The sequence below is a fragment of the Salinimicrobium xinjiangense DSM 19287 genome (genome assembly GCF_000423585.1).
In the GTDB taxonomy this organism is placed as follows: Bacteria; Bacteroidota; Bacteroidia; order Flavobacteriales; family Flavobacteriaceae; genus Salinimicrobium; species Salinimicrobium xinjiangense.
Genome location: NZ_AUIG01000014.1, coordinates 117689 through 129749 on the forward strand (window position 1 = coordinate 117689; position 12061 = coordinate 129749).

The 12061-nt window shown below is 39.9% G+C and carries 9 protein-coding genes; 6 read left to right on the forward strand and 3 right to left on the reverse strand.

Annotated elements, in window-relative coordinates; translation table 11 throughout:
* Positions 1 to 46: 46 nt before the first annotated feature.
* On the reverse strand, positions 47 to 703 hold the full coding sequence (locus tag G564_RS0106000) for a Crp/Fnr family transcriptional regulator (protein WP_169578114.1): 657 nt from the start codon (positions 701 to 703) through the stop codon (positions 47 to 49).
* A gap of 241 nt (positions 704 to 944) precedes the next feature.
* On the opposite strand from G564_RS0106000, the gene G564_RS0106005 reads away from it, so the two are divergent.
* Both G564_RS0106005 and G564_RS0106010 read left to right on the forward strand, forming a co-directional pair.
* Positions 945 to 2462, forward strand: coding sequence for a DEAD/DEAH box helicase (locus G564_RS0106005; RefSeq protein WP_029036865.1), 1518 nt, complete (start codon positions 945 to 947; stop codon positions 2460 to 2462).
* A 336-nt stretch (positions 2463 to 2798) separates the two neighbouring features.
* Entirely contained in the window at positions 2799 to 4955 is a 2157-nt protein-coding gene (locus G564_RS0106010) for a catalase (protein ID WP_029036866.1), read from the forward strand.
* Between the two features lie 231 nt (positions 4956 to 5186).
* On the opposite strand, the gene G564_RS0106015 is transcribed toward G564_RS0106010, so the two are convergent.
* Positions 5187 to 7457 carry a transglycosylase domain-containing protein gene (locus G564_RS0106015; RefSeq protein WP_245583663.1) on the reverse strand — a complete coding sequence of 757 codons (2271 nt, stop codon included), beginning with the start codon at positions 7455 to 7457 and terminating at the stop codon, positions 5187 to 5189.
* Between the two features lie 185 nt (positions 7458 to 7642).
* Between G564_RS0106015 and G564_RS18675 the strand changes: the two genes are divergently transcribed.
* The 3 genes from G564_RS18675 (at position 7643) to G564_RS0106030 (ending at position 9997) form a co-directional block, all read left to right on the forward strand.
* On the forward strand, positions 7643 to 8500 hold the full coding sequence (locus G564_RS18675; RefSeq protein WP_169578115.1) for an SdiA-regulated domain-containing protein: 858 nt from the start codon (positions 7643 to 7645) through the stop codon (positions 8498 to 8500).
* Positions 8501 to 8506: 6 nt separating this feature from the next.
* Complete coding sequence (locus G564_RS0106025; protein WP_029036868.1) at positions 8507 to 9217, forward strand: TVP38/TMEM64 family protein; 711 nt, start codon at positions 8507 to 8509, stop codon at positions 9215 to 9217.
* A gap of 366 nt (positions 9218 to 9583) precedes the next feature.
* Positions 9584 to 9997, forward strand: a complete 414-nt coding sequence (locus G564_RS0106030; protein ID WP_029036869.1) for a hypothetical protein — start codon at positions 9584 to 9586, stop codon at positions 9995 to 9997.
* Between the two features lie 123 nt (positions 9998 to 10120).
* On the opposite strand, the gene G564_RS0106035 is transcribed toward G564_RS0106030, so the two are convergent.
* Positions 10121 to 11407 carry a dipeptidase gene (locus G564_RS0106035; RefSeq protein WP_029036870.1) on the reverse strand — a complete coding sequence of 429 codons (1287 nt, stop codon included), beginning with the start codon at positions 11405 to 11407 and terminating at the stop codon, positions 10121 to 10123.
* Between the two features lie 264 nt (positions 11408 to 11671).
* On the opposite strand from G564_RS0106035, the gene G564_RS19830 reads away from it, so the two are divergent.
* Entirely contained in the window at positions 11672 to 12061 is a 390-nt protein-coding gene (locus G564_RS19830) for a hypothetical protein (RefSeq protein WP_051205333.1), read from the forward strand.

Genomic DNA, 12061 nt, shown 5'->3' on the forward strand with positions numbered 1-12061 from the left:
AGAAAACCTGATCGAATACTACCCAGGTAGCATTTCATATAAAATCTTAAGGAGCCGAAGCCCCATTCCTGTTGGCCTTATCGAGCAACAGGTTCAGATCTTTTATCTCCAATTTTTTCCTACCAAGATAAATTATTCCATCATTTTTGAATTGTTGTAAGTGCCGGTTGACTACTGCCCGGGTAGATCCAATCAAATGAGCCAATTCCTCGTCAGATAGATCATTGATCAACTCGAGCTCCCGGGATTCAGAATTAATATTGCTAAGAATGAGCCTTGCAAGTCTCGTGGAAATATCGATAAGCGTAATATTGGAAGCATATTCTTCCAAAGTTCTCATTTGATGACTTAGGTACGGTAACAGGTTTTTATTAATATGAGGATGGGCTCTTACCCAGTTCTTCATTTTTTCCATTGGGAGGGACAGTAGTACAACTTTGTCAAGAGCTTCATAGTAGACGTTGTGCTCGCTTCCATCCAGAAGACAAAGTGTGTCAAATGCGTCATTTTTTTTAAGGAGAAAAAAAGTGAATTCTCTCCCGGAATCCTGATCGATCTGGTAAACTTTCAATCTTCCTGAGATCACAAAATGAAAATGATTTGATGTGCGTTCCCTGTAGATATTACAAGTGCTTTTAGGCCATACTACTTTTTCAAGCTCATTGAGTAAGGCATTTAATTCTTTATCGTCGAGGTCTTTCAAGAGCTTGTTGCTTTTAAGAGCCTCAGTAAACCGGACACGTTTTTTTTCACTCCACATAATGAATGTATTAATAAAAAGGGGAGAGAAGTGGGGGAGGTAAGTACCGGGAGTAAAGTTAAGTGTTTTAAAATGAGTGGCTTGTTAATACTTACAAATTAATTTTCAGCTTTTCAAAGCCATAATTTTGTACAGCCTTGAATTTCAGTTATTTTTGCAAAATTGCAATTGAAAGAAACAATTAATGGGGCAGGACACATTCGGGATAGTAGAGAAAAGCGTAGATAAGGAATTATACGAGTACCAGCAGCAAGATATCAATAAGATATTCAAGGTGCTGGAGGCTCATCCCGAACGATACAACCTGCTGTATCAGCTACCAACCGGTGGAGGAAAAACAGTAATTTTTTCCCAGATTGTTAGAGAATATATTCAGCGGACTAATAAGAAGGTTCTTATTCTCACACATCGTATTGAACTCTGTAAACAAACTTCCAAAATGCTTACAGGCTTTGGAGTTCACAATAAGATCATCAATTCGAGTATAAAGGAATTGCCCGACCAGGACGAATACATGTGCTTTGTCGCAATGGTTGAGACGCTTAACAACAGGCTAAACGATGAAAAAGTAGAGCTTGAAAACCTGGGGATGGTAATCATTGATGAGGCTCATTACAACTCCTTCAGGAAACTTTTTAAATTCTTCAACAAGTGTTTCATACTTGGAGTAACTGCGACTCCTTTGAGTTCAAATATCAAACTCCCTATGAAAGATAACTACAGGGAGTTGATCGTTGGAGATTCTATAAGTTCTTTAATTGAAAAAGGCTTTTTAGCCAGGGCTAACACTTACAGCTATGACGTTGGTCTTTCAACTTTAAAAGTCGGGATAAATGGAGATTACACCGTGAAATCTTCGGAAGAACTTTATTCCAATTTTAGTATGCAGGAGAAGCTTCTTGATGCTTATATGGAGAAGTCACAAGGCAAAAAGACCCTCATCTTTAATAATGGGATCAATACCTCCCGGGAAGTATATGAAACTTTTAGAAATGCGGGCTTTGACGTTAGGCACCTGGATAATACCACCAGCAAACAGGATCGTAGAGATATACTCAGGTGGTTTAAAAAGAAACCCGATGCTATTTTAACTTCTGTAAGTATTCTCACTACAGGATTTGATGAGCCAACTGTAGAATCCATAATTCTCAACAGGGCGACAAAGTCCCTGACCTTATACTACCAAATGATAGGTCGTGGATCGCGGATCCTTCCGGGCAAAAATGAATTTACGGTTATTGATCTTGGAAATAATGCTGCAAGATTTGGACTTTGGAGTGCACCAATCGACTGGAAGCAGATCTTTAGGTCACCAGATTACTTCCTTGAGAACCTGGTGAGTGATGAAGAGATAGAGCAGAATTTCAGATATGAGATGCCTAAGGAGCTCAGGAAGAAATTTGCTAAAACAGAAGATGTGTTTTTTGACGTGGATGCAGAATATGACGATATTATTTCTAAAGGACTTAAGTCCAGGACCGTTTTGGAACGCTCTATGGAACAGCATATGCGCATGTGCGTAGAGAACAGTGAAGATGTATTCGACGCCCGGCTCTTAGCAAAAGAGCTTGAAGAAGATATAGCTTACCGGATTCGCAAATATTCCTATTGTATCAGTAACAGTACAAAAAACTACCGCGACTGGCTTAGAGAAGATTATATGCGGAAGTTAAGGATGATGATCAACAAAGCTGAATTTTAGATCCTGTAACTAAACAGGACCTCCTAAAAATAGCCTTTTTGGTCCTCCTTGTCTGTCTTTATTTAGCTGATCCTTTTTTCTGATCTATCTTGTCCAAAGGTCTTTTTTCTAATAGATATCTAAGTCTATATTCCATTGCAGGAGACATCTGCTCCTGCTGCTATTTTGAACCTTCTGTTCAAAGGTTAACAAAAACTTATTTTTTCCCTGAAATTACCTGTTTACAGGTTTTTCAATCTTTTCTACAATTAACATCTTCTTCTAAGTTTCACCCTTTAAAAAGTCAGATATTTAATGGGGAATGACTGATTAACAGAAGCTAACAAGATCTTTATTATGGAAAAGGAAAATCCCAAAAACAGCAAGAAACAGGAACAACTGGACACACACAAAGAAGATAGCACGAATAAGCATCTCACTACCAACCAGGGGGTACGAATAAATGACAACCAGCACACATTAAGTGCAGGGGAGAGGGGACCATCTCTTCTTGAAGATTTCATTTTCAGAGAAAAAATGACTCATTTTGATCATGAACGTATTCCCGAAAGAGTAGTGCATCCAAGAGGTTCCGGGGCTCATGGAGTCTTTGAAGCCTATGAATCCATGAAAGAGTTTACCAAAGCCTCTTTTCTAAGTGAAGCCGGAAAAAAGACTCCTGTATTTGTGAGATTCTCTACAGTTGTGGGCTTTAGAGGTTCAACAGATCTCGCAAGGGATGTTCGGGGATTTGCAACGAAGTTCTATACAGATGAAGGAGTTTATGACCTGGTAGGAAATAATATTCCAGTTTTCTTTATTCAGGATGCGATAAAATTCCCGGATCTAGTACATTCTATTAAACCAGAACCAAAACATGAGATGCCACAGGCTACTGCGGCTCATGATAACTTTTGGGACTTTGCTTCTCTCATGCCTGAAGCTACTCATGTTATTATGTGGATTCTTTCTGGTCGCGGAATACCCCGTAGCTACAGGATGATGGAGGGCTTTGGGGTTCATACTTTCAAATGGATCAATGAGGAAGGAAAAGTGACTTTTGTTAAATATCACTGGAAACCCACACTTGGAACTCATGGAGTGGTATGGGATGAAGCCCAGAAAATATCAGGAATGGATCCCGATTTTCACAGAAGAGATCTCTATGAGGCTATCGAAAACGGAAATTATCCCGAATTTGAACTGGGAGTACAAATAGTGGCTGAGGAAGATGAGCATAAATTCGATTTTGATCTTCTTGATCCAACGAAACTTATTCCCGAAGAAATTGTTCCGGTGAAAAAAGTTGGAAAAATGACCTTGAATAGAAATCCCGATAATTTCTTTGCAGAAACCGAGCAGGTTGCCTTTCATCCCGGGCATGTGGTTCCGGGAATTGATTTTACGAACGACCCTCTGCTTCAGGGGCGTCTTTTTTCCTATACAGATACACAATTGATAAGACTTGGAGGTCCAAATTTCCACGAAATTCCTATTAATCGCTCTGTTGCTCCCGTGCATAATAATCAGCGGGACGGCTTTATGAGACAAACCATCAATAAGGGCAATGTCAACTATGAACCTAACTCAACAGGAGGAGGCTGTCCATTCCAGGTTAAAATGAAAGATGGTGGCTTCGTTAGTCATACCGAACGTATTGACGCTCATAAAATAAGAGCCAGAAGTAAAAGCTTTAATGATTATTTCAGCCAGGCTACCTTGTTCTGGAACAGTCAGACTCCACCTGAACAGAAGCAAATCACGAATGCCTTCCTGTTTGAACTTGGAAAAGTAGAGCGGCAGGAGATTCAAAAAAGAATGGTAGGGCTACTTACCCAGGTAGACAAGGACCTGGCTAAAAATGTAGCTGAAGGACTTGGTTTCCAAGTGCCCGATGGACCAATGAAACCTGTACAAGGGGGAGTTCCAGCAGATGATGATCCGGCAGATTACGAACCTGTCAATAATAAACAGGCTGTTAAGGAAGACAAGACTCTGAGTATGGATTTTACTAAAAAAGGAGATATTACTTCTAGAATGATCGCTTTCCTTTGTGCCGACGGGGTTGATGAAAACTCGGTAAAAGCTGTAAAAGAATCTCTGATGGAGAAGAGTGCAATGGTGAAGATCATAGCACCCCACGGAGGTAAAATTAAAACATCTGGTGGTAGTGAAATTCCTGTAGACAAAACCTTTAATACAACAGGTTCTGTTTTGTTTGATGCAGTTTACATTCCCTCAGGAGCGGGAAGTATAGAAAAGCTGATGGAAAGTGCGGAAGCAGTAAAGTTTCTTCATGAAACTTACAAGCACTATAAACCCATTGCTATGGACGGAGATGCAAAGAAACTTTTGAAGGCGACCTACATAGAACATCTGGTGGAAAGCATCAACCAAATGGAGCAGGGTGTGATCATTAAAGACAGTAATTCGGGTCTCGCAGATGACTTTATTAAAGCTATAGGGCAACATCGCTTCTGGAACAGGGAGGAAACTGACAAGATCCCCACCTAAAAATCCTCATTAACAAAAATGAAAAATCCCGTCAAACTTCTCTGAGACGGGATTTTTATTCTTCTTAACTGCTGTAGATGACAGGGATCTGAGTTTATTTCATTTAAACCTGAAACTAGATAACTTTCAACTTACACCTGCACATGTACCAATGAGTATTTTAACTGAACTTCGTACTTCTAACCTCGTACTTCTAACCTCGTACTTCTACTTCGTACCTCTACCTTCTGATTAATTTTTCTTCTTGAATATACCTTTGATCTTGTTGAACAGCCCTTTTTTCTCTTCTTTTTCTGCCTTTTTCGGATTGTCGGCTTTAGTAAACAGACGCTCCAGGAAATTATCTCTTTTCTCGGGCTCACAGTTGAGCATCATCTGGACTGTAGCCGAAGGAGCCGGAAATTTTGCCCGGGTAATTTCATTAAATTGGGGATCGGCATTCATTTTCTGCATAAGCAATGCAAAAGCCGGTAAAGCCGAATTTGCTCCTTGTCCAAGATGAGTTGAAGGGAAACCTATACGCTGGTCATCTGTACCCGCCCAGGTCACCGAAACAAGATTGGGAGTGATCCCCACAAACCAACCATCCTTATTATTTTGGGTGGTTCCCGTCTTTCCTGCAATATCATTAGGTAACCCGTATTTGTACCGCAGACGGGAAGCTGTCCCTGAATTTACGGTGCCTTTCATCATCTCCACCATTACCTGTCCTGTAGTGCTGGAAAACGCAGGAGAAGAGGCAAGCTGTGGTTGAAATTCTGCAATAGTATTTCCATATTTATCCTGGATCCTGGTAAGGTAAAAAGGTCTTGCAGCCTTTCCGCGGTTTACATAGCCCGCAAAGGATCCTGCCAGTTCTGCAGCACTTAATTCGGCCGTTCCCAATGCGATTGAGGGATATTTAGGAAGTTCTTCAGGGAACATCATTTTTTTAGCCTGGTCGATGACATTTTGAAGTCCCACATCGTACAGTACCTTTACTGCAATTGTATTAATGGATTTTGCCAGTGCGGTAGGCATGGGGTAATTCATATATGGATCTTCCTCTTCATTACCCGAATTTGAAGGAGTCCATCCTCCGGCATAGCTCACCTCCCTAACAGAATAATATGTACAGGGATCGATTCCTGCTTCTACCGCTGCAGTATAAACCACCGGTTTAAAGGTAGAACCAATTTGCCTTCGGCTTTGAGTTACATGATCATACTTAAAATATTTATGGTTTATACCACCAACCCAGGATTTCACGGCACCGGTAGAGGGCTCGAGATTGACCATTCCCATATTCAAAAATTTCATATAATGTTGAAGGCTGTCGGCAATACTCGCCTGTAACAATTTCTTTTGACCCCAGTCAAAAAATTCCATTTCTACTTTACGGTGAAGAGAATCCATGATCTTTTCTTCACTCCAGCCGGCCTCCGACAGAGATTTATACTGCTCGCTTTTCTTTAAAGCCTCCTGTAACAGGTCTTCCCGCTTCCATGGCGGATTTTTCCCATAAGCTTTTTCGAAATCCTGCTGCAGCTGAGACATGTGCTCCTGCATGGCTTCTTCGGCCAGCACCTGCATTTCATAATCAATGGTAGTATGTACCTGAAGTCCGTCACGATAAAGGTTATAAGGTTCTCCGTTTTCCTTTTTCAGGGTGTCAAGGATCCTTTCCAGGTCTTTCTTAAGCTGAGATCTAAAATAAGGTGCTACTCCGCCATTACTGCTGAAATACTGATAATCGAGATCAATAGGTTTTGCTTTGGCCTTCACATATCTTTCTGAAGGCAGAAAACCATACTTATTCATTTGGTAAAGAACAATATTTCTGCGTTCCAGGCTACGCTGTGGATATAATCTGGGGTTATAGTAGTGAGAGGCTTTTAAGGTGCCAACAAGAGTGGCAGCCTCTTCCAGAGTAAGATCTTCGGTTGTGGTATTAAAGAACTTCCTGGCGGCACTCTCTATTCCATAGGTATTGTCACTAAAGGGAACAGTGTTGAAGTATAGACCTAGAATTTCCTCTTTGGTATAGATCTCTTCCAGTCTTCGGGCAATAATTGATTCCCGTAATTTATTGACTACTATGCTCGGCGGGCCGTAATCCTTTCTTCCAAAGAGATTTTTTGCGAGCTGCAGGCTTATGGTACTTCCACCTCCCGAGGATTCGTCTCCCATCAAGATCGTTTTAACAAAGACCCTTAAAAGGCTACGATTATCAATCCCTGAATGCTCATAAAACCTTACATCTTCTGTAGCAATAAGTGCGTCTATAAGATGCTGCGGAAGTTCTTCATATAAAACCGGCTGGCGGTCATATATGTAGTACTTGCCCATTAATTCTCCTTCAGAAGAGAAAACTTCAGTCGCTTCACTTTGTTTCAGGTCACGCAGTTCCTGTGTGGCAGGAACTTTTCCCCACCAGCCAAGGTAAATGCTGAGATAAAACAAACCAAACACAAGGAAAATTCCAAGTAAGGATGCAACCACCCATTTTGTGATGGGTGCCATTTTTATATTCTTAAACTTCATAGGCTAAGTGTCTGCCAAAGAAACGAAGACTTACAATTAATATTCCAAAAGTTTGAAAAACTTTAGGATTTGTAGTTCCTAAAGCCCTCTTAATGTTTTCAAATGAAGTTTTAAAATTTATCGGCTCCCCAAAGCATTTCCTTACTTTTAGAAAAATGAAACAAATGGGCCATAATAAAGTTGTGATACTGGTGACCACCGGACTATTATTATTGTCCGGCATCTTTTTTTACACTATTCATGAAGATGCCGTAGAATATCGTGCGGGAGTGTCGGAAGATGTGATAGTAGAACAGACCTGGGAATTACCCGATGCCCTGAAGGAGGTTTCAGGAATTGCATTTTTGGCACCCAATAAAATTGCCTGCATACAGGATGAAAAAGGGACTATTTTTATCTACGACCTTGAATCTTCTTCTATTGAAAAGGAAATTGAATTTGCGGGTTCGGGAGATTATGAGGGAATTGCCCTGGATGGTAGTACAGCTTATGTTTTAGCGGCTAATGGCGAAATCTTCAGGATTCAGGATTTTATAAATGAGCCTGTAACCGAAGCTTTTCGAACTTCTTTTACTTCAGAAAATGACGTTGAAAGTCTCTTTTTTGACACTGATGGAGATCGCCTTCTGTTAATGCCTAAAGAAAAGGGATTACAATCTACAGAAGCCAAAGGTATATACGTTGTAGATATTAAAGCTATGGAAATGGCAGATGTCCCCCTTTTAGAATTGACTTTTAAAGAAGAGATGTTTAATGATCTTAAAGAAGACAATCCCAGCCGGTCTTTTTACCCCTCTGAAATTGCGCGGGATCCTCAAACAGGAAATTTTATTATACTGGAAGCAAAGAAACCTCATTTGTTGATGCTTGACAGCAACGGCGATCCTCACATTCTGCACAGACTGGATCCCAATCTTTTTCCGCAGCCGGAGGGCCTCACCTTTGATGATGCAGGGAATCTTTATATTTCAAATGAGGGGAATCCTGCTACCATTCACCGGGTTAAAATTAAAGACAAATAAAAATTTATGGCCGAAGATATAAACACTCCTTCAGTAAAGCAAAGTAAAGCCCCTTTATACATATCCCTTACAATTATTGCCGCTATCATTTTGAGCTATTTTTTTATTCCCGAGGTCCGGGAATTCTTAAGTAATGGCTGGAGTGCGTTGACAAGTGGGGATGAAGAAAGAACCAGGGAATGGGTTGCCCAGTTTGGATGGTTCGGCCCGCTGGTGATCATCCTTACCATGATACTGCAAATGTTCCTTATAGTAATTCCCACTCCTATTTTAATGGTTGTAACAATTTTAGCTTATGGTCCTGTAATTGGAGCTTTAATTCTCTTTGCAGCCATATTTTTAGCTTCCAGTTTCGGTTATTTTATAGGTAGATATTTTGGACCTGTAATTGTAGAGAAACTTATTGGCTACAAGACTGAAAAAAAGATATCAGATTTTATTGAGGATTATGGATTTTGGACAGTGATCGTTATAAGATTAAGTCCATTTCTTTCAAATGATGCCATAAGCTTTGTTGGAGGCGTGCTCAAAATGGGTTATTGGAAATTTATAGGAGCTACGATGATCGGTATCTCTCCTCTAATATTTTTTATAGCTTATCTGGGAGGCGACTATGAACGTTTAAAAACCGGTCTTATCTGGACTTCAATAATAAGTCTCGTATTATTTGTCGCTTTTGTATGGTGGGATAAGAAAATGCGAAAAGACAAAGCCTGATCAGGCCATATATCTTCAAATTAACACTACTGTCTTTCAATTTCACAGAGCTTTTTTTAAAGCTGAATATTAGAGTCTTCAATACATTTGAGCCAAATGGAGAGGGTGCTATTCTTTTTAAGTATTTTTACCTTTTTATTCAAACAACAATGAGTTCTGTGAGTTACGCTTTTTGCTTCTAATGGCACCACAGATCATATTTTTTTTAGGTTTTTCTTAAATTTCTGTAGGTTTATTCCTTTTAAAAGGTGCTACTTATTTTTTTCCTTTTTAATTTTAAATATTCTTTCCCCGGTTTATTTATAGCCTTCCCCTTCTATAATTTGATTCCCCGATTTTGTTGCTGAATTATTAAATGTGTGCTATATGAAAAATTTTATTCAAAAATCGGCTATCCTGATCTTGATATTGGGATTGAGCTCCTGCAGTGTCTATCATAATGATCTTGCAGATGTACAGACTGCGATAGATTCAAACAATCGCGTGAGAGTGGAAACAACAGAGAATGTTGTGTTAGAACTAAAAGAGCTGCGAAGGGAGGATGGTCAGCTGATAGGAATTACCAGAGAGAATTCCGAAACAGCTAAATTAATGGCCCACAGATCTCTTACTCAAGAAGGAAAGTTTGTAAAGATTCCTTTAAGAGATGAGGAAATAAGCGCTATAAAACTCAGGAACAGGAAAATGTCCAATGTGGTGAGTATTGGGGTGCCTCTTATTGGAGTTGCCGGGCTGGTAGGCATTACCAATCCCGATTTTAGACCAGATGTGGGATATTAAATTAAAGCTGCCTGAAAGGTTTTCTGAAAAGCTGAAAATATTTTTTCGGCTTTTCGAATGACCCGGAATTATGTGGGATCGGAAAGTTTTTACTATTCAGGCAGCTACAAGTATTGAGGAAAATCAGCTTTTTTGAAGCTTTTGTGCTACAGCCTGTACTTCGTCAAGAACACGAAGCAGGTTTTCACCCCATAGCTTAGCGATTTGCTCTTCAGAATATCCTCTTTTAACCAGCTCCTGGGTGATATTGAATGATTCTGAAGCATCACTCCATCCCTCAATTCCACCACCACCATCGAAATCTGAGCTTATTCCCACATGGTCGATCCCTATTTTTTCAACCAGGTAATCCACATGATCAACAAAATCGGTCACGTCTACCGGAGGAACTTTTTCTTTTAGTTTCTGAACTTTTGGCTGAGAAAGTTTTCTCACCCTGCGAAATTCCTCATAATATGCATTACGTTCTTCAGGTTCCATTGCTCTCACTTCATCCCGACTTAAGACCTTAAAACCTATTCGGGCTCCAACTTCATCGTAAACCTTTTTTACTGCAGCATCATAAGCGTTGTGTTTCTCCGTGTTGAGATAAGAGCTAAAGGCAACTGTCTGGATGACACCGCCGTTGTTTTTAAGCCACTGTAATTGTTCGTCGTCCAGGTTCCGGCTATGATTACATAATCCGCGGGCAGAGGAATGAGATGCGATCAAAGGGGCTTCCGAAAGTTCTATCATCTGCCTCATCGCTTCCTTTGAGGGATGTGAGATATCGATCATCATTCCAAGTCTGTTCATTTCTTTCACCACTTCTTTACCTAAATCGCTAAGGCCGCCGTGCAGCCATTCATTATTGGCCTCACCGGTATTGGAATCACACAACTGGCTGTGGCCATTGTGAGAGAGGGACATATAACGTGCTCCCAGGTCGTAAAATTTTTCCACATTTTTAATATCGGTGCCAACAGGATAACCGTTTTCCACGCCTATCATTGCGACTTTTTTGCCTTTTGCAACCAGATCTCTTACTTCCCGTGATGTAGTGGCAAGCCCTATCTGTGAAGGTGCAATCTCATGAACGAGCCGGTGGATAGCATCAAATTTTGACATGGCTGTTTCATAGGCAGTTTTATAACCGGCTGCATCAAGACTTTCCTGTCCCGTATAAACGATCAGCCAGCTAACATCCACACCTCCTTTTTCCATTTTGGGAAGGGTGACCTGTGTATCCAGGTTTTGAGTGTAATTTTTCTCGGCCGTGAAATTATTAACATTGATATCATTATGAGTATCAATGGTAATTACCTTTTCGTGTATTCGGCGGGCTTTCTCCTGGAGATCCTCATTGGTCGATTGTGCATTTGCAACAAAAACTGCAGAAAAAATAAATAAGCAGGTTTTTAAAATTTTCATTTCAGATAGTTTGATTTTTAAAGGCTCAAAATAGGGATTATTTTCAGATTCGAAGTCTTTTTAATTAAAGAGAGCGAGGATTAGCCATTCTTACCCATCAAATAATCTGAAGGCAGAATATGCTATTATACCAGTATTTACGGGATATTTAAAGTTGTAATGTATTTTAAGAGGAGGAAAAACTTAAAAATATGCTGCTCAATTAATTCTTCTTTTTTATCTTGTTAAAAATTTAACAGAAGCTTCGTCTTAAATTTTGATATTATGAAGGTAAGATATCCAAAGAGTAGGATTCAGAATAATTTCGTCTATGGGCTCCTTATGATAGGAGTAGGGCTGTTTGCCGTTTACATCAATCGCACTTCAGTATTTAGTTATCTCTGGGTATTTATTGGTTTGTTACAATTGTGCACTGCATTGTATCAAAAGAAGTATCAATACCTGACCATTGAGGGGAACAGACTGGTGAAACATTCGCTGATCCCTAAATCGATTGAAATTTCTAACATCAAAAGAATTAGAAAATATGTAAATAGTTACAGGATCGAAACTTGTAATGGAAGCATATTGATTGAAAAGAACTTTGTAGAAGAAGAATCCCTTAGGGAATTAAATCATTTCCTGGAAAGCCTTAGACCGCAGCTGGCAACCTGA

Bases quoted from the DNA above. Each gene is read 5' to 3' on its own strand.
- G564_RS0106005 (WP_029036865.1), top strand. From the start codon at position 945: ATGGGGCAGGACACATTCGGGATAGTAGAGAAAAGCGTAGATAAGGAA.
- G564_RS18675 (WP_169578115.1), top strand. From the start codon at position 7,643: ATGGGCCATAATAAAGTTGTGATACTGGTGACCACCGGACTATTATTA.
- G564_RS0106015 (WP_245583663.1), bottom strand. From the start codon at position 7,457: ATGGCACCCATCACAAAATGGGTGGTTGCATCCTTACTTGGAATTTTC.
- G564_RS0106030 (WP_029036869.1), top strand. From the start codon at position 9,584: ATGAAAAATTTTATTCAAAAATCGGCTATCCTGATCTTGATATTGGGA.
- G564_RS0106025 (WP_029036868.1), top strand. From the start codon at position 8,507: ATGGCCGAAGATATAAACACTCCTTCAGTAAAGCAAAGTAAAGCCCCT.
- G564_RS19830 (WP_051205333.1), top strand. From the start codon at position 11,672: ATGAAGGTAAGATATCCAAAGAGTAGGATTCAGAATAATTTCGTCTAT.
- G564_RS0106010 (WP_029036866.1), top strand. From the start codon at position 2,799: ATGGAAAAGGAAAATCCCAAAAACAGCAAGAAACAGGAACAACTGGAC.
- G564_RS0106035 (WP_029036870.1), bottom strand. From the start codon at position 11,407: ATGAAAATTTTAAAAACCTGCTTATTTATTTTTTCTGCAGTTTTTGTT.